Origin of the sequence: Micromonospora sp. WMMD812, assembly GCF_027497215.1 — a bacterium.
GTDB lineage: Bacteria > Actinomycetota > Actinomycetes > Mycobacteriales > Micromonosporaceae > Micromonospora.
Genome location: NZ_CP114904.1, coordinates 6,922,891 through 6,939,030, shown reverse-complemented (window position 1 = coordinate 6,939,030; position 16,140 = coordinate 6,922,891). Strand labels below are relative to the sequence as shown.

Annotated in this window: 19 protein-coding genes; 8 read left to right on the top strand and 11 right to left on the bottom strand. The window is 70.7% G+C overall.

Annotated features, from left to right (window positions below; genetic code table 11):
* Positions 1-114 precede the first annotated feature (114 nt).
* From O7603_RS32000 to O7603_RS31970, 7 genes are all read right to left on the bottom strand, one after another.
* Positions 115-1,707: a TIGR03773 family transporter-associated surface protein gene (locus O7603_RS32000; protein ID WP_281573437.1), complete on the bottom strand. Its 1,593-nt coding sequence runs from the start codon at positions 1,705-1,707 to the stop codon at positions 115-117.
* Positions 1,708-1,840: 133 nt separating this feature from the next.
* The gene (locus O7603_RS31995) at positions 1,841-3,217 is read right to left on the bottom strand and encodes a DUF916 domain-containing protein (RefSeq protein WP_281573436.1); all 1,377 of its coding nucleotides are present in this window, start codon (positions 3,215-3,217) and stop codon (positions 1,841-1,843) included.
* Between the two features lie 126 nt (positions 3,218-3,343).
* On the bottom strand, positions 3,344-4,816 hold the full coding sequence (locus O7603_RS31990) for a choice-of-anchor M domain-containing protein (RefSeq protein WP_281573435.1): 1,473 nt from the start codon (positions 4,814-4,816) through the stop codon (positions 3,344-3,346).
* 94 nt (positions 4,817-4,910) lie between these two features.
* Positions 4,911-5,216 carry a 30S ribosomal protein S14 gene (gene rpsN, locus O7603_RS31985; protein WP_281573434.1) on the bottom strand — a complete coding sequence of 102 codons (306 nt, stop codon included), beginning with the start codon at positions 5,214-5,216 and terminating at the stop codon, positions 4,911-4,913.
* Positions 5,216-5,383 carry a 50S ribosomal protein L33 gene (gene rpmG, locus O7603_RS31980; protein WP_095565727.1) on the bottom strand — a complete coding sequence of 56 codons (168 nt, stop codon included), beginning with the start codon at positions 5,381-5,383 and terminating at the stop codon, positions 5,216-5,218. Before rpmG ends, rpsN begins: the two co-directional genes overlap by 1 nt.
* Positions 5,383-5,619, bottom strand: a complete 237-nt coding sequence (gene rpmB, locus O7603_RS31975) for a 50S ribosomal protein L28 (RefSeq protein ID WP_281573433.1) — start codon at positions 5,617-5,619, stop codon at positions 5,383-5,385. The genes rpmG and rpmB overlap by 1 nt, the downstream gene beginning before the upstream one ends.
* A 50-nt stretch (positions 5,620-5,669) precedes the next feature.
* Positions 5,670-5,822 carry a hypothetical protein gene (locus O7603_RS31970; RefSeq protein WP_281573432.1) on the bottom strand — a complete coding sequence of 51 codons (153 nt, stop codon included), beginning with the start codon at positions 5,820-5,822 and terminating at the stop codon, positions 5,670-5,672.
* Positions 5,823-5,947: 125 nt separating this feature from the next.
* Here O7603_RS31970 and O7603_RS31965 point away from each other — a divergent pair, with 125 nt between their 5' ends.
* Both O7603_RS31965 and O7603_RS31960 read left to right on the top strand, forming a co-directional pair.
* Positions 5,948-7,276, top strand: coding sequence for a GTP-binding protein (locus O7603_RS31965; RefSeq protein ID WP_281573431.1), 1,329 nt, complete (start codon positions 5,948-5,950; stop codon positions 7,274-7,276).
* A complete protein-coding gene (locus O7603_RS31960; protein WP_281573430.1) occupies positions 7,273-7,536 on the top strand; it encodes a type B 50S ribosomal protein L31 in 264 nt (87 codons plus the stop codon). Before O7603_RS31965 ends, O7603_RS31960 begins: the two co-directional genes overlap by 4 nt.
* 245 nt (positions 7,537-7,781) lie before the next feature.
* Here O7603_RS31960 and O7603_RS31955 read toward each other — a convergent pair whose 3' ends face one another.
* Together O7603_RS31955 and rpmF are read right to left on the bottom strand one after the other, a co-directional pair.
* On the bottom strand, positions 7,782-9,041 hold the full coding sequence (locus O7603_RS31955) for a GTP-binding protein (protein WP_281573429.1): 1,260 nt from the start codon (positions 9,039-9,041) through the stop codon (positions 7,782-7,784).
* On the bottom strand, positions 9,038-9,217 hold the full coding sequence (gene rpmF, locus O7603_RS31950) for a 50S ribosomal protein L32 (protein WP_281573428.1): 180 nt from the start codon (positions 9,215-9,217) through the stop codon (positions 9,038-9,040). Before rpmF ends, O7603_RS31955 begins: the two co-directional genes overlap by 4 nt.
* Before the next feature lie 272 nt (positions 9,218-9,489).
* On the opposite strand from rpmF, the gene O7603_RS31945 reads away from it, so the two are divergent.
* From O7603_RS31945 to O7603_RS31935, 3 genes are all read left to right on the top strand, one after another.
* The gene (locus O7603_RS31945; RefSeq protein ID WP_281573427.1) at positions 9,490-10,146 is read left to right on the top strand and encodes a choice-of-anchor M domain-containing protein; all 657 of its coding nucleotides are present in this window, start codon (positions 9,490-9,492) and stop codon (positions 10,144-10,146) included.
* On the top strand, positions 10,143-10,796 hold the full coding sequence (locus O7603_RS31940) for a choice-of-anchor M domain-containing protein (RefSeq protein ID WP_281573426.1): 654 nt from the start codon (positions 10,143-10,145) through the stop codon (positions 10,794-10,796). The genes O7603_RS31945 and O7603_RS31940 overlap by 4 nt, the downstream gene beginning before the upstream one ends.
* Before the next feature lie 297 nt (positions 10,797-11,093).
* Positions 11,094-11,504 carry a transcriptional repressor gene (locus tag O7603_RS31935; protein ID WP_281573425.1) on the top strand — a complete coding sequence of 137 codons (411 nt, stop codon included), beginning with the start codon at positions 11,094-11,096 and terminating at the stop codon, positions 11,502-11,504.
* Positions 11,505-11,605: 101 nt separating this feature from the next.
* Here O7603_RS31935 and O7603_RS31930 read toward each other — a convergent pair whose 3' ends face one another.
* Positions 11,606-12,283, bottom strand: a complete 678-nt coding sequence (locus O7603_RS31930; RefSeq protein WP_281573424.1) for a hypothetical protein — start codon at positions 12,281-12,283, stop codon at positions 11,606-11,608.
* Positions 12,284-12,539: 256 nt separating this feature from the next.
* Here O7603_RS31930 and O7603_RS31925 point away from each other — a divergent pair, with 256 nt between their 5' ends.
* The 3 genes from O7603_RS31925 to O7603_RS31915 all read left to right on the top strand — a co-directional run bounded on the left by O7603_RS31925 (position 12,540) and on the right by O7603_RS31915 (position 15,084).
* On the top strand, positions 12,540-12,932 hold the full coding sequence (locus O7603_RS31925) for an SCO5389 family protein (protein ID WP_281573423.1): 393 nt from the start codon (positions 12,540-12,542) through the stop codon (positions 12,930-12,932).
* Entirely contained in the window at positions 12,922-13,992 is a 1,071-nt protein-coding gene (locus O7603_RS31920) for an LLM class flavin-dependent oxidoreductase (RefSeq protein WP_281573422.1), read from the top strand. Before O7603_RS31925 ends, O7603_RS31920 begins: the two co-directional genes overlap by 11 nt.
* Positions 13,993-14,109: 117 nt before the next feature.
* Positions 14,110-15,084 (top strand): AAA family ATPase, encoded by a 975-nt coding sequence (locus O7603_RS31915; RefSeq protein ID WP_281573421.1) that lies wholly within the window; start codon positions 14,110-14,112, stop codon positions 15,082-15,084.
* 342 nt (positions 15,085-15,426) lie between these two features.
* On the opposite strand, the gene O7603_RS31910 is transcribed toward O7603_RS31915, so the two are convergent.
* A complete protein-coding gene (locus tag O7603_RS31910) occupies positions 15,427-15,819 on the bottom strand; it encodes a transcriptional repressor (RefSeq protein WP_281576895.1) in 393 nt (130 codons plus the stop codon).
* Positions 15,820-16,140 lie beyond the last annotated feature (321 nt).

Below are 16,140 nucleotides of genomic sequence, written 5' to 3'. Positions count from 1 at the left end.
AGCCGCGCGGGACAACAACATGAAAATGAGAACTGCTTTCTGACAGCTGTCAGCCTGGGACGACCTCGGCGACGAGGCCGCCCCCCGGTCCGCCGGGCCCACCCGGAGGGCCGATCAGGGCCGCGCGTCGGCGAGGCCCGCGCGGCGACGTCGGGTGACAAGCAGCAGCAGAGCGCCGATGGCCACGAGGACGAATCCAGTCGCTCCGGCCGTCAGCACCCAGCCCGCACCGGTACGCGGCAGGGGTCCGCCACCGCCCCGATCCGCGCCGCCGTCGCCACCACCGTCGGTGGGGCCGCCACCGCCGGGGCCGAAGCCGCTGTTCGGGTCCGTGCTGTCGCCGACGGCGATGGTGAGCGTCCTCGTATCGGTGACCGCCTTGCCGGCGGTGGTGGTGCCGCTCATCTGCACCGCGAGGCGGTACAGGCCGGGCTTGCCGAACGCCCAGTTGCCGTGAGCGTGGGTGTTCAGCGGGATGCTCATCTGCTGGGGGAAAGCCTTGGCGGAGTCGAACAACACGTCGGCCTTGCCGAATGAGCCGGTCAGGAACAGGGCGAACCGGCCGGGCCCGTTGACGCCCTTCAGCGCCCACGTGACGTTGCCCTTGACACCCGACACGACGGACTCGTGCTGGGTGTTCCAGCCGGGCCAGACGATGCCTGCCTGCTGCGACTGGGGCAGCAGCCACACGGTGTCGCCCTGTTTGCCGAGGAAGTCGGCGCCGGCGGGCACCGTGATCTTCGCGTTGTCCTTGACGTGGAGGACCACGTCAGCGGTCTCCCGCCAGACCGGAGGGCTGGTCCGGTCGTCCTTGATCCGGATCCTCCACTTGTCCCCGGTCAGCTGCGGGCCCATGTCGAGGTGCCCGTCGGCGATCACCTGGTGTGCGCTCGTCGGGGCCGCCGCCGCCTTCCCCACGGGTGGTGCCACGGCAGGTTTGCCGGCGGCGGGCGGCGGCGCGACGGCGGGCGCGGCGAGTGCCCGCGCCGCTGGCTGCCCGGCGGGCCGCGGCGCCTGCTTGGCCGGGGCCGGTGGCGGCGCCTGCTCGACCGGGCTGATCGTGGGCACGCGCACCCGGTACGTCGCGTCGGCGCTGACCTCCTGCCCGGAGCGCAGGGTGGCCGAGGCGGTCAGGGTGAGCCGGTAGTCGCCGGCCGCGTCGAAGGCCCAGACCGCGCCGCCGGTACGAGTCCCCGCCGGCAGCTGCACCGACCGCGCCGAGCCCGGACCGTTGCCGAAGAGCACGGTCGCCGTGCCGAGACCGGTCAGGGTGTAGGCGGTGAATGTTCCCGGCCCCTCGACCGAGCGCAGCGTGAGGGCCACCTCGTCCTCGGCCACGACGCCCGGACGTACGCCGGTGGCGTCCAGGGCTGGGAACCCGCTGTCGCCGGCGGACAGGGACCACACGGCATGTCCCGGCGCCCCGAGGAACGCGAAGCCCTCCCCGGGCGGCACCCGGCCGGCCAGGCCGCCGTCCGGGCCAAGCACCACCTCGGCCGGATCCTGTCCGGCCGCATCCCGGGCCGCCTGCGCGGCATCCCGGATACGCAGCGACATCGAGTCACCGTCCAGCGCGACGGAGACCAGGTCCGCGCCGGCCACGGTGACCGCGGCGGGTTCCGCTGCCGCCGGCGCACCCCCTGCGGTCAGCGCCAGTACGGCGACCGCGAGACCGGCCGCGCCGGCGCGCATGGTTCTCATCTTCATTGCTCGCTCCCCAGGCGGCTTCGTAGTGGTTCGTCGGCGTGGCACCGCCCCGCGGCGATGTGCCGGGTGGCGTCGGCACCACCCGACGCGATCGGGAGGGCCGGCGCGGCTCCTGCCGTACGGCGTAGCCGTGTCATTCCTCGTCCTTTCCGGTGCGGTCGATGTCCGGTTGTCGGTGGTTACGGCCCCGGTCGGGACGTCCGCGATCCGGCGCCGGGCGGTTGGCCGCGGTGTCGCCGTCGCTGGCGGCTCGGGACTCCGCACCGATTCCTGCGGCGACCGCCGCGGGCTGACCGTCAATGGTCCGTCCGGTCTCCTGGCTGGCCTGGGCGCGCCCCTCTTCTCTGGCGGCGGCCACCGCCAGAGCCATCCGTCGGGCGCGCCGCCGTTGGGCCGCGACCAGCGCCCAGCCGACGAGGGCCAGCAAGGCCAGCAGGACCAGCTGCGGCCAGGGCACCGCCCAGATGGCGGCTTGCGCCGTGTCGGCCGTCGGCGGCGGGTCGAGGACCAGGCCGTCCACTGCGGCCGGGGTGACGGTGGCGGTCGCGGCGAGCCGGAACAGCGGTGGCACACCCGTCATGCGTACGGTGGTCGTCAGCGCGGCGCCGGGCAGGATCTCCGGCAGCCCCGCCGCGTCCACGGAGCGCCGGCCGAGGCCGAACGGGCCGGTCGTACCGAGCGTGAGCCGCCCGGTGAGCCGCACATTGCCGGTGTTGCGGACGGTGAAGGTGGCGGTGAGCGTGCCACCGGCAAGGGGGTTGAGGGAACCGGTGTGCCGCACGCGTAGGTCCTCCACGGTCAGCGTCGGTTGCAGCTCACCGGTCACCCGCAGGTAGATCCGCGCGCCGACCCGGTGGTCGACCGAGACCTGGTTGCCCTGCGCGTCCGCCGTCGTGGCGGCGAGCGCGGCGACGATCCCCCCCGCGTGGTCCCCCGGCGTGGCGTTGCGGGGCACCGTGAGCGTGAAGGGGACGTCCAGGCGAGAGGCCGACGGAACGGTCAGGGTTCCGCGGGTGAAGCGGACCCAGGCGCCGACATCGGTGGGCTGTTGGCCGCCGGCCAGCAGGTCGAATCCGCCCTGTGTGGTGGTGGACGCGTCGCTGGCGTAGAGATTCAGGGTGAGCGGGCGCGTCGAATGGTTGGTGACCGCGACGTAGTCGGTCAAGGTGGCGCCAGGGTCGAGCTTGTAGGTGAACGCCGGGCGGCCGTTCGGGCCCTTCGCGCTCGATGGTGCCACCCCCCAGGTCAGGGCGGGTGGGGCCGCCAGTGCGGAGGACGGCGACCCTGACGACCCCGGTGCGGTCGCGGTGGTGGACGGGGTGGGTGCGGCCAGCGCCCGGACGGCCGTACCCGCGGCAATGGCGTTGTGGGGCCGCGCGGTCGGCGTGGCGGCCGCGGGTGGGGGCACGCTCGGCGCGGACGCGGTCGAGGCGGACGTCGCCGGAGTCGGGGCGGGCGGGGGCGGACCGAGCAGTGCGATACCGGTGGCGATGGCGGCGAGCAGGCGCATGGCGGGGACGGTGTCCGTTCCTGAGGGTGCGAGGAGTGCGGGGTGGGCGGGTCGCGGCAACGGCCCGCCCACCCCGCCACGTCCGGTGGCCGGATCAGATCCGGGCCGTCGGACGGGTTCGGGCGATCAGATCGCGGTGAGGGTCAGAGTGGCGGTGTAGGTTCCCGCGGCCGTCTCGGTGGGCAGGCTCAGTCGCAGGCCCGCACCCAGCTGTGCGGTGCCCCGTCCGGCGCCGCCCGGTGCCGAGCCCAGCACCGCGCTGTTGCCGATACCGCCGCCGGTCCCGACCGTGTACGGCGCGACCTCCGGGCCGGCGACCACGCCCTGAGCGGGCCCCTGGGCGATCACCCGAGGGCTCCAGCCGAGGTAGCCGGCGCTGAAGGTCGCACCGTCCGGGCCGGTGAAGTCCGCCGGGACCTGCCCGGAAGCACTCCAGCCTGGCCGACCGGCGCGAGTGTCCGTCACCGTGACAGGTCGGAGCTCGCCGGTGCTCTCCCACCGGTCACCGGCGGGGTTAAGCTGCGCGGGCGGCAGCACCACGGCCCGGTCGTCCGGGTTGACGCTGATCACGAGCGAGCCCTGCGACTCGTCAATCGACGCGGTGATCGTCTGTGCGGCGCCTGGCTGCTCCGGCGGGAACGCTACCCACAGGGTTGCCGGTTCGCTGGTCGCGGCCACGGCGTGGTCGTCGTCGTAGAGCTTGACCACGTACTCGCAGGCGTTGAGTTGTCTGGTCGCGGTGAAGGAGTAGCTCGCGCCCGCTTCACCCGGGATGATCGTCCAGTCGTCCGCCCCCGGGCACCTGCTGAACCAGTGGTAGTGGTCCAGCTCGGTCTGCGGCGTCTGTACCGCGTTGAGCGTCACCGTGTCGTTGGGTTGGTACTCGTCGGCCATGCCGCTGATCGACACGCCGACTTCCGGTCCACCGCCGGCCAGTTCACCGACGACGAAGGAGTAGTCGACCGGTCCGGTGCTGACCGTCGTGCCATCGGTCAGTGTCGCGTCGGCCTGGAACTTCAGGGTGTACGTGCCCAGCGCGCTGAACGCCCAGTTCGAGTGCGCGTGGGTGTGCACCGGAACATCGATCGCGTCCGGCAGGCCGTCGTCGCTTCGGAACTTGATGATCGGGCCGCCGAAGGAGTCCTGGGTGAACAGCGTGACGTTGCCCGGCCCCTGCACGTCGACCAGGCTCAGCCGCACCTTGTCACCGGCGAACACGCCCGAGTCGAGCGTGGTGGTGTTCCAGCCCGGCCAGAGCAGATCCGGGTCCTGCGTCATCGGCAGCAGCCAGACCTGGCTTCCCGCCGGCCCGAGAAACGCGAAGCGGGCATCGTCCGGAACGGCCATCGCCGCCTCGGGCAGGACCTGGAACGTCACGTCCGCCGGATCCCGCGTCACGGACGGACTGACGGTGTCGTCGTGCACCTTCAACGACAGCGCACCACCCTCGTAGTGCACGTCGACCGCGTCGGTGTGCCCCTTGGACAACACCACCCGATCGGCCGCCGACGCGGCGACGGGCGCCAGCACCGCGCCGGCGACCACCACCACCCCGGCCGTCAGGGCCGCGAAGCCGCGAGCCCTCAACGTCGCATTCATACCTCCCCTTTCACACCGCGCGCCCCTGCGCGCGGTGGTACATGTGGCCGTCCTTGCACGGGTCCTGTCCCGCGAGGCACGGTGATCGCCGAGGTCACCAGGAGGCCTTGCGGATCCCGGGTAGCTCGCCCCGCAGGGCCAGCTCCCGAAACCGCACCCTGGACAACCCGAACCGGGTCAACACGCCACGTGGGCGGCCGTCGATCTGGTCGCGGGAACGCAGTCGGACTGGGCTCGAGTCGCGCGGCAGCCGGCTGAGCCGGCGGACCGCCTCGGCGCGGACCTCGGGATCGGTATCGGGATGCCTGATCAGCCGCTTCAGCTCGGCTCTCGTCCCCGCGTGTCGGGCGACTAACTTTTCGCGACACGCCTGCCGGTTGCCGAGGCTCGTGCGCGCCATCAGCGCGCCTCGCGGAACTCGACGTGCCGGCGAACGATCGGGTCGTACTTGCGCAGGACAAGGCGGTCGGGATCGTTGCGCCGGTTCTTGCGGGTCACGTAGGTGTAGCCGGTTCCCGCAGTGCTGCGCAGCCGCACGATCGGGCGTACGTCGGTCTGGCGGGCCATCAGAGCTTCACTCCCCGTCCGCGTAGTTCGGCGACCACCTTCTCGATGCCCTTGCGGTCCACGGTCTTCAGTGCCTTTGCGGTCAGGGTGAGACTGACCCACCGCCGCTCGGACGGCAGCCAGTAGCGGTGGTTCTGCAGGTTCGGGTTCCACCGGCGCCGGGTGCGTCGGTGGGAATGGGACACGGCGTTGCCGAAACTCGGCTGCGCGCCGGTGACGTCACAACGTCTGGACACAGTGGCCGTTCCTCCTCACGGTCTAACGATAACGACAACGGTTTTCAGTTTTACATCACCCGTTTGGTCAGACCCACGCCGGGGTCGCGAACGATCTGCACGGAGCAGTCGGGGGCGAGGCGGTAGCCGGCACCGCGAATCGTCGCCATCACCGGAACATCCGCGCCGGCCTTGACGCGCAGATCGGCGGATACGGACGTCACGCTGCGCGGTCTGGTGTAGGGCGGCGCGACGACCGACCTGGTCTCGACCGGGGACCGCCGCTCGCTTCGACAGCTTCCATCTGCTTAGAATGACAATCGTTTTCAGTTACGTCGAGAGGAACACCATGTCGTCGTCACCACAGGCCCCGGCCCACACCGTGACAGCCGACGCCGATACCCGCCCGTCACTGACCGTGCTGTCCGGCTTCTGGCCTGCCGCGACCTTCGCCGTCGCCCGTACGCTGCTCGCCGCCGATCCGTCGTTGCTGCTGGTGCGCCACGACCTCACCGGAATCCGGGACGGTGTAATCCGCCGGGTGATCCGTACCGGCACTGGCATCGTCGAGGACGAACAGGTCGACCTGAGGCACGGCTGCATCTCCTGCACCTTGCGCGAGGATGTACTGCCCACCCTCGTCCGACTCGCCCGCAGCAACCCCGGCCAGGACCTCCTGCTCATGCTGCCGGAGGTGGTGGAACCGGAAGCGGTCGCCGCGGCCTGCGCCTACTGCCTCGTCGACGGCGCCCCGGTCACCGACCTGATCCGCGTCGACTCCTACGTCACCGTCCTCGACGCCGAGCACCTGCTCGACGCCCTCGCCAGCACCGACGACCTGCACACGCTCGGCATCCTCGCAGCCGAGGAAGACCACCGGGCGTTGGCAGACGTGGTGGTGCGCCAGATCGAGTACGCGGACACCCTGGTCCTCTGGGGGCAATCCCGCGAGGGGGCGTTCGACACCAGCAGGTTGACGGTGCTGCTGGAGCGCATGGCCCCGTGGGCGGCACACTTCCGCGTCGACGACGACCTCGTCGATGCCGCCGCACTCACCCGCCAACTGCGCCACACCCACCGGCATCGACCGGAGACCCCCGGGGTCCTCGCCCGAGGCCTGCAGGGCTACGCCCTGGGCGCGCACGAGCCGGAGGCCGACTGTGGGGTGGTCTCCACCGTCTTCCGCGCCCGCCGTCCCTTCCACCCCCGGCGGCTGCACAACGTCCTGGAGGACCTCAACGCCGAGATGATCCGTTCGCGCGGCCATCTCTGGCTCGCCAGCCAGCCGGACACCGTGGTCGCGTGGGAGTTCGCCGGTGGTGGCCTGGCGATGGGCTCCCTCGGGCACTGGCTGGTCAGCCTTCCCCAGGACCGGTGGGAGCACGTCTGTGACCAGCGCCGGCTCGCCGCAGCCCTGGAGTGGGACCCCTACTACGGCGACCGGCACCAGCACCTGGTCTTCATCGGCCTCGACGTCGACCCCGTCGCGCTGCACCGCACGCTCACCGACTGCCTGCTCACCGACGCCGAGCTCGCCGACGGCGAGGAGACCTGGCGCGCCTACCCCGACCCGTTCGCCGGCTGCTTTCCCCTCGGGACCGAGGAACTGGCGAACACCGACGACACCGACACCGACACCGACACCGACACCGACACCGAAGGAGCCCAGCCCGTATGAAGCCCGGGATCCACCCCGAGTACCGGCCCGTCGTCTACCGCGACAAGGGCGCCGACTTCGCCTTCCTCACCCGCTCCACCGCCGCGAGCGACCAAACGATCGAGTGGACCGACGGCAACACCTACCCCGTCATCGATGTCCAGATCTCCTCTGCCAGTCACCCGTTCTGGACGGGCAAGCAGCGCCTGCTCGACACCGCCGGCCGGGTCGAGAAGTTCCGCAACAAGTACTCCCGCCGCGCACCCAGGAGCAACGGGTGAGCCCAGGAGTTACCGTCGTCCGAACCCGGCGGGCGGCGCAGCCGCACGACACCGCCGGCGCGAGTGGGCCTGGTACCTGACGGTCGACCGTGGGCTGGTCGGCTCGGCCGCCCGGCCCACGGTCGGGGCCGGGCGCCGCGCCGCCGCGGGTGTGCCGCCAAGAGCGTGGTCCCGGCGGCGCGGTGGCCCCTTCCGACTGCCCGGACGGCCGCCGGGATGGTGGCCTCGACGCCTGGGTCGCTCGGTCAACGCCCGTCGGCAGCGCCACCCGCAGGAGACGGGCCGACGACACGGCGCTCGTGCTCGTGCGCGTCACCGAGATCCCAGTCGGGGAACGGATCCGGCAGCTGCCGCCAGACATGGTGGCCGGCGGCGAGTTCCGCGTCGGTGAGCAGGCACCGGTGCAGCACCGCACGGAGCCCGTCGGCGGCGAGATCGACCCCGATGAGAACGAGCTCCTGCTGCCGGTCGCCGAAGTCCGGATGCCAACGGGCGCGAAGCTCGTCGCGATCCTGCGGGTCGTCCGGCCACTCGCCGGACGCCGCCACCGGAACGCCCACCGGGTCGCACCGGCCCGACGGGCCGGCCTGCGACCACAGCGCCTGGACGTCCGGGCGGCTCGCGAGCCAGAGGAAGCCCTTGGAGCGGACGACGCCGAACTCCTCCAGCCGACCGGTGAGCAGATCCCACAGTCGTTGGGGATGGAACGGCCGGTGGTCGCGGAAGACGATGCTGGAGATGCCGTACTCGACCGTTTCCGGAACGTGTTCGCCGTTGAGTTCCGCGACCCAGCCCGGCGCGGTTTCCGCACGGTGGAGGTCGAAGCGGCCGGTGTGCATGATGTCCGCGGGCGACACCTGGCCGTATGTTGCCCGTATCTGACGGGCGCCCGGGTTCAGCCGACTGATCAGCGCCTCGACCCTCTGCAGGTCCTCGGCGTCGACCAGGTCGGTCTTGTTGACCACGATGACGTCGGCGAACTCAATCTGGTCGATCACCAGGTCGGCGATGGTGCGATCGTCGCCGTCGTAGGCCGACAGTCCCCGGTCTTCGAGGGACTGCCCTGCCTTGATCTGCGCCAGTGCACCGGCGGCGTCCACGACGGTGACGGTGGTGTCGAGTCGGGCGAGGTCGTCGAGCACCTGCCCGTCGTCCAAGCCGAAGGCGAAGGTGGCGGCCACCGGCATCGGCTCGGAGATGCCGCTGGACTCGATCAGCAGGTAGTCGAAGCGACCCAGACGGGCCAGCCTGATGACTTCGTCGAGCAGGTCGTCGCGCAGGGTGCAGCAAATGCAGCCGTTGGTCAGCTCGACCAGCCGTTCCTCCGTTCGTGACAGCGCGCCGCCGTCGCGGACCAGCGAGCCGTCGATGTTGACCTCGCTCATGTCGTTGACGATCACCGCGACGCGCAGCCCGTCGCGGTTGGCGAGGACGTGGTTGAGCAGGCTGGTCTTGCCGGCGCCGAGGAAACCGGAGAGCACCGTGACCGGCAGGCGGTCGGTCACGGTGCGGCCACCACCTGTCGGCCGTTGTACAGGCCGCAGTGGGCGCAGACGCGGTGCGGAACCACCCGTTCCTTGCGGGGGCAGGGGCAGGGGACGGTAGGTGGGACGGTCGCCTTCCACTGGGCCCGACGGTGGCGGGTGTTGGATCGGGACGTTCGGCGCTTGGGTACGGCCATGAGGAGTCTCCTTATCCGAGATTATCCAAATGATAATGGTTCTCGTTTTCATACTCGGCCAGGGGCCCCGATGGCGAACCGGGCAGCTCAACGGAGCCGCGAGCGGAGGCGCGCGGTCGAGCACGCCACGCGGCGGATCGGGGACAACCGCCCACCGGGCGCGACAACCCCAGCACGACCCCTCGCCATCCCTGTCGTACGTTATCCGAAACGGGTATCGTTTTCATAAGGCGTCGATCCACTGGGGATCGTTGCGAGAGAGGAGCCCCTTCGTGCGTAGAACCCTGCGCCACCTGCTGGCATCGGGCGCTCTGGGCGTGGCACTGGCCGCAACCGCCCTGCCCGCGCAAGCCGCCACCACGTCCCCCGTGGTGTTCCGCTCCGGCCACCTCGACGTCGTCGACGTGGCCTACGAGGCCGGCATGCTGGAGATCGGCGTCCACGACGAGGACGACGACGTCGAGTACGGCAGTGACGAAGTGAAGCTGGTCGTCACCCGTCAGGCCAAGGTCTCCGTCCCCGCGGACCCTGCCTTCGCGTTCCTCGGCACCCCAGGCGTCTCCAAGGTGTGGATCCTGCCGGAGATTCAGAACCCCAATCTGATCTGGCCGGGCATCGCCGCCGAGGAGATCGAATCCGGCGTCTTCGCCGGCGACTCGCTGACGCTGTCCGTCCGCTCAGTCGCCGGCCCCGGCCAACTCGCCATCTACACCGAGAACGCGGTCGGCCAACCGAGCGTCCTGGCCGACAGCGGTGACGGCCTGCCCGACTCCGTCAGCCTGACGGCCGGTGACCACACACATGCCAACTGGGCGTTCGACGAGGCCGGAAAGTACCGGGTGACCGTCCGGGCCACCGGCGTTCTGGCGGCCACGGGCCAGCAGGTCACCTCCGCGCCGGCCACCCTCCACTTCACGGTGAAGGCATGAGCATGGTGCGTGCCCGCAACCAGCTTCTCGCCGGCGTCGCCCTGACCGCCGCGCTGCTCCTCGGCACCACGGCGCCCGTCACCGCCGCTCCGGTGGTGCTCTCCAGCGGCCACGTCGACGTCATCGATGTCGACCATGGCGCTGGTGCGCTCACCGTCAATGTCCTCGACGGCACCGGCGGCACCGACGTCGAACGCAATCCAGCCGACGTGATCTTCCGGGTACCCGCCATCGCAAAGACCACCGTGCCGTCCGGAGCTGCCTGGTCGTTCCTCGGCACCGGGGGCCAGGCCTGGGTTCTGCCGCAGTCCAGCAGCGCCGGCCTGCTCTGGGCCGGCTGGAACACCACCGAGGTGCCCATCGGGGTCTTCCAGAACAATCGGGTCACGTTCAAGCTCACCAGCGTGTCCGGCCCGGCCGGCTTCAGCATCTACACCGTCTCCGGCGGCACTCCGAGCGTGCTGTTCGACAGCGGAAACGGCCTGCCTGACACCCTCACCGTCAATCGCAACACCCACGCCCATGTCAATTGGGGCTTCGACGCCGCCGGCACCTACGCCATCACCTTCGAAGTCACCGGCAAACTCGCCGCTGACGGCACCACTGTCAGCTCCGGCGCCAAGACCTTCACCTTCGACGTCCTTGACTGATCCGCCCCGGCGCACCCTGAGCACCTGCCTCCCGGCCACTGCTGCGAGGACGGTGCCTACGGTGCGATGAATCCGGTCGGCGCGGCGGCCCATACCCCTGCGCCGCGCCGACCGGCCCCGCACGTCCGTCACCGCTCCGGCGACCGCCGACGGCGAACCCCGCATCGCGACTCGCCATGAAACTGGTTATCATTACCTACTTCCGCCGATGAACATGGCCCTCTGGCTGGCGGACCGGGAGGCGTGGTGGCCGCCACGCCTCCGGAAAGGGCCCACGTGTGCCCGAGGGGCGTGGCGATGACGGAGATGCCACCCGGTGCCGGCCGCAACACCCGGCAGCGAGCCGAGGTGAGGGCGCTGCTGGAGGAGTCCGACGAGTTCCGCAGTGCCCAGCGCCTGCACGCAGACCTCCGCTCCCGCAGCGTGCCGATCGGCCTGACCACTGTCTACCGAACGCTGCAGGCACTGGTCGAAGCCGGTGAGATCGACAGCATGCGACTGCCCAACGGTGAACAGCTGTTCCGCCGGTGCAGCCGCACCCGCCATCACCACCTGATCTGCCGCCTCTGTGCGCGCACTGTGGAGGTCACCGGCCCGACGGTCGAGGTTTGGGCGGACCGGACGGCCGCCCGACATGGCTTCACGGACATCAACCACACCCTGGAGATCTTCGGCATCTGCGCAGTCTGCGCCGGCAGCAATCGTTGACTGCTGCCGCCGGCGCAGAACCTGAGCCGTCCCGACGTGCTGCAGGGCTCGGCTGCCCCCTGTCGGCCAGGCCCACCGCCGCGTCGCCGGCTCGCTGGCGGTTACCCGCCTGCCCCTTCGGCCTCACCGTCCGGCGACATGTGTCCGGGTCCCCCACCGTTGTCGAGATGCACGTGTTGGTGGCCCTGTCCGGCGTCGATGTTGATCTGGTCGAGCTGGGTTGCCGCCACCGACCACGTCGTCGTGGCGAGAGCCGCCTGCCGGGCCGCCAGCGCCAAGTGGTCCTTTCGGCTGGTGGCGGGGCTGACTGCGGCCAGCGCGACGGAGTCGACCGCAATGGCCGCCTGTTCGACGGCACTCCGGAGGCCACCCCGCGCGACGTTGGTCGCAGTCATCCCGGACGGCGGGTTTGCGTACTGCTCGGTCAACTGGCTCATCGTCTGCTGCCAGTCACGAACCCGGGAGGCCTCGGGGGCGCGTCCCGCTTCCGACTCCTGCGTGATGGCCAGCAGAATCGGCGCGAGCTGGTCTCCCGTCCGCCGCGCGGCCTCGGTCAGTTCGATGATCTGCTGAACGTCGCGCTTGGCCTCGGACTCGCGCATGTCGGCGACGCTCGCCTCGACGGGTGTCGGCTGTCCCGCCGAAAAGCCGATCAGACCGCCGATCACGCCCGACATGATCACCGCGGTGGCGGCGCCGATCAGGAGTCGGATCCGATGGCGTTGCTGTCGCCCCGGTCGGTCGAGCAGGTAGGAGGGCTTACCGGTGCGACGTGACATGACCTGCTCTCCCGTCGATGGCGCTGGCTCGGAGAGTAACCCTTTCTGTCATCTCCGTCGATAGTTCCGATCGAGGCGCCCAAACTTTCGTTCCCCGCGACCAAAGCTGCCCACAGGGGGCAGCGGCCGGCCCTCGAGTGACCGGACACCGCCGCGGCGACCCCGCGGGGCGCTATTGACGGGCTCTGCGTGACGTGATGTGCTCGGTCAGTAACGGGAACGACAATCGTGATCGTTAATGTGCGTGAGGAGGAGCATGTCTCTCACCGTGCCGCCAGCCCTGCTCGAGGCCGCCGAAGCCGGTCCCATCGACGACGAGGCTTTCGTCGCCTGCGTGCGCGACTCGCTGCCGTACGCCTGGCAGACCATCAGCCGCGTCGCCGCCGACCTGAAGTCGTCCGACGCCGACTTCGCCGACAACGTGATCCCGCCGCCGACCGAGGCGGAGCGGGGCCAGTTGCTGCGCGCGCTGGCCAGCGACGCGATCCGGTCCAGCCTGGAGCGCCACTTCGGCGTGAAGTTGGCCTTCCAGAACTGTCACCGCGTCGCGGCGTTTCGGCTCGCCGCCGTCGACAGCGACACCTACCGGCGATTCGTCTCGACCCGGGGGCAACTGCTCAACCAGTCCCCCGAGCTGCGTGACTGCTGAGCCCTCTGCGGCCCGGCGAGCGGAGCAGGGCGCGTCGACGCATCTGTTCCTGCTCGCCGGGCAACGCCCCGGCTCCACACACGCCGAGGCTCTCGCCGACGCGCACCACTACGGCCGGACGGCGGAAGAGGCCGGCTATGCCGGGGTGTGGATCGCCGAACACCACTTCATCTCCTACGGCGTGTGCCCCTCCGCCGTGGCCTTCGCCGCACATCTGCTCGGGGCCACCCGCCGAATCACCGTCGGGACCGCGGCCTGCATCCTCTCCAACCGCAACCCGGTCGCCTTGGCCGAGGAGTCGGTCCTGCTCGACGAACTCTCCGGCGGCCGGTTCCGTCTCGGCGTCGGCCGGGGCGGCCCGTGGGTGGACCTGGAGGTCTTCGGGACCGGCCTGGAGCGCTTCGAGGCCGGACTCGGCGAATCGCTGGAGGTCATGGCGAGGTGGTTGTCGGGGGCCGCGGCGGTGGCCGGAAACGGTCGTTTTCCCTTCCGGACGGTAGCGGTAGTGCCGCGGCCTCGGCGCCGGATCCCGATCTGGATCGCTGCCACCTCGCCGACCACTGTCGAGCTCGCCGCCCGCGCCGGCATGCCGCTCCTGCTCGGTCTGCACGCGGGGCCCGACGAGAAGGCGGACCTGCTCCACCGGTACGCCCAGGTGGCTATGCTGCACGACCACGATCCCGGATTGATCCCGCACGCCAGCGCGCACGTGGCGCAGGTCGAGGACAGCGACGAGGAGGCCGCCCGCGTCGTGCACGCCGGCCTGCCCCCGCTCCTCGCGGGTACCCGCGAGTACGTCCGCCTGGACGGCACCCGGGTCGGTTCCCGCGACCTCGACGCGTACGTGGGGCGGCTGGTCGGCATCCATCCGATCGGGTCACCTGACCGCTGCCGGCGGGCACTCGCCCGGGCCGCGGCGCTGCCGGGCGTGCGGCACCTGCTGTTGATGGTGGAAGCGGCCGGCGGCCGCAACGCCACGGTGCGGACGATCCGCCGGCTCGCCTCGGAGGTGCTCGACTTCCCCGTGGACCAGCCGCTTGCAGCCACCACCCCGCAGTGACCGGTTACGGAACCGTTCGGACGACACGTACCGCTTTCCCGCGGGACCGGCCGGAACGCCCGCTACAGTATCGCTCATGAAAACGGTTGCCGTTAACATGGTTCCGGAGGATGAGCGGTGAAGGTCGCGTTCGTCGGCAAGGGTGGTAGCGGGAAGACCACTCTCGCGGCCCTGTTCGCCCGCCACCTCGCCGAGGTCGGCCGGCCTGTGCTCGCCATCGACGCCGACATCAACCAGCACCTCGCGGTCGCCCTCGGTGGGTCCGCCTCGAGCGCGGCGGAGATGACGCCGCTGGGCGAGCATCTGCCCGCGATCAAGGAGTACCTGCGCGGCAGCAATCCGCGCATCGCCTCCGCCGCGGAGATGGTGAAGACCACGCCGCCAGGGGCTGGTTCGCGACTGCTGCGTGTCATTGACGAAAACCCCATCTACACGGCCTGCGTTCGCGCGGTCGGGTCGGTGCGAATCGCCGTCACCGGCGAGTTCGCCCCCGAGGACCTCGGTGTTGCCTGCTACCACTCGAAGGTCGGGGCGGTGGAGCTCATGCTCAACCACATGCTCGACGGGCCGGGTGAGTACGTGGTGGTGGACATGACCGCGGGCGCGGACTCGTTCGCGTCCGGACTGTTCACCCGGTTCGACCGCACCTTCCTCGTGTGCGAGCCCACGCTGCGCAGCGTCGGCGTCTACCGGCAGTACGCGGGCTACGCCCGCGACTACGGGGTGGCCCTGTCCGTGGTCGGGAACAAGGTCGAGGACGCCACCGACGTCGAGTTCCTCCGCGAGCACGTGGGGGCGGACCTGCTGACCTGGGTGTCCCGGTCGGGCTACGTACGCCGCGCCGAGCGGGGCGGGGTCGGCCCACTCCACGAGCTGGAGCCGGCCAACCGTGCGGTGCTGAGCCAGTTGGTCGACAGCGTCGACGCTACCCCGCAGGACTGGGACCGATTCGCGCGCTGGGCACACGAGTTCCACCGCCGCAACGCAGTCACCTGGGGCAACGACCGCGCGGGGGTGGACCTGACCACGCAGATCGACCCCGACTTCCGCGTCAGCGCACCGGTGCTCACGCCGGCCTCCGTCACCGCCTGACCGACCCGGGGGACCCTGAATGAGGAGCCCCCAAAGGCGAGGTTGGCCGCAAGGGCGTGCCCGCGGCCCACGAGGCGCTGCGCGGCGGACCGGTTCCGCGATGGTCCCATCGTGGCGGCCTCGACACCGAGGCCGCCACGATGTCCCGAATTCGCCCACCGGAGGTACCACGCTCCACGGCGAATCTCCGCAACGATAACCGGTTTCATATCCGTCATCAACGTCGCCGGGACGTCCGAAGCTGGCTCGATGCGTGACAGGCAGCGTCGCGACGCGCCGCCACCACCCGCCTGCCGGAACAGTGAACGATCGGTCAGCGCACCGGCGGCGTGAGTGGGCGGGTCAACGCGAGCACTGAGCGCAGATACCGAAGATCTCCAACGTGTGGCCGACGTCGGTGAAACCGTGCTCGGCGGCCACACGATCCGCCCACCGCTCCACCGCCGGCCCGGCGACCTCGACGGTGCGTCCGCAGTTGCGGCAGACGAGGTGATGGTGGTGCTTGCTCTGGCTGCAGCGGCGATACAGCTGCTCGCCTCCAGGCAGCCGGGTGGAGTCGATGCCCCCGGCTTCCACCAGCAACTGCAGCGTCCGGTAGACGGTGGTCAGGCCGACCCGCGCGTTGCGGGCGAGCAGCATCTGGTGCAGTTGCTGCGCCGTGTGGAAGCCCTCGACCTCTCGCAGCAGCGCCAACACCTCGCCGCGCTGCCGGGTGTTTCGGGTCACATTCGGCATCGCCTGATTCACCGTCGCGCCACCCTCCCGTGATCTCTGCCGCCGTCGTCCGAACTGCGTGCAACGCCGGCACCGTGCCGGTCGGACCATTATGCGTCGTCGGTCGCGACGTTGGTCGCACCATCGACGCCGCTTCGCTCCCCCACGGTCGAGCAGGGTCGCCGAGCACCCGCGACCCGGACACGAGCGTTCACTGCCGGTCCGGCTCGGGCTGCGAGGTTGAGGACACGGAGCATCGACAGACGCCAATAGGCGCCGAGCGCGACCGGCTCTCCTCGTGACAGTGGCGACGGCGTCGCCGGTCGGGCGCCGGAGCTGGCG

What these genes read in the sequence shown, in the direction of transcription:
- O7603_RS32000 (WP_281573437.1), bottom strand. Translation starts at nt 1,707, where the DNA reads ATGAAGATGAGAACCATGCGCGCCGGCGCGGCCGGTCTCGCGGTCGCC.
- O7603_RS31995 (WP_281573436.1), bottom strand. Translation starts at nt 3,217, where the DNA reads ATGCGCCTGCTCGCCGCCATCGCCACCGGTATCGCACTGCTCGGTCCG.
- O7603_RS31990 (WP_281573435.1), bottom strand. Translation starts at nt 4,816, where the DNA reads ATGAATGCGACGTTGAGGGCTCGCGGCTTCGCGGCCCTGACGGCCGGG.
- rpsN (WP_281573434.1), bottom strand. Translation starts at nt 5,216, where the DNA reads ATGGCGCGCACGAGCCTCGGCAACCGGCAGGCGTGTCGCGAAAAGTTA.
- rpmG (WP_095565727.1), bottom strand. Translation starts at nt 5,383, where the DNA reads ATGGCCCGCCAGACCGACGTACGCCCGATCGTGCGGCTGCGCAGCACT.
- O7603_RS31965 (WP_281573431.1), top strand. Translation starts at nt 5,948, where the DNA reads ATGTCGTCGTCACCACAGGCCCCGGCCCACACCGTGACAGCCGACGCC.
- O7603_RS31960 (WP_281573430.1), top strand. Translation starts at nt 7,273, where the DNA reads ATGAAGCCCGGGATCCACCCCGAGTACCGGCCCGTCGTCTACCGCGAC.
- rpmF (WP_281573428.1), bottom strand. Translation starts at nt 9,217, where the DNA reads ATGGCCGTACCCAAGCGCCGAACGTCCCGATCCAACACCCGCCACCGT.
- O7603_RS31940 (WP_281573426.1), top strand. Translation starts at nt 10,143, where the DNA reads ATGAGCATGGTGCGTGCCCGCAACCAGCTTCTCGCCGGCGTCGCCCTG.
- O7603_RS31935 (WP_281573425.1), top strand. Translation starts at nt 11,094, where the DNA reads ATGACGGAGATGCCACCCGGTGCCGGCCGCAACACCCGGCAGCGAGCC.
- O7603_RS31930 (WP_281573424.1), bottom strand. Translation starts at nt 12,283, where the DNA reads ATGTCACGTCGCACCGGTAAGCCCTCCTACCTGCTCGACCGACCGGGG.
- O7603_RS31925 (WP_281573423.1), top strand. Translation starts at nt 12,540, where the DNA reads ATGTCTCTCACCGTGCCGCCAGCCCTGCTCGAGGCCGCCGAAGCCGGT.
- O7603_RS31910 (WP_281576895.1), bottom strand. Translation starts at nt 15,819, where the DNA reads ATGCCGAATGTGACCCGAAACACCCGGCAGCGCGGCGAGGTGTTGGCG.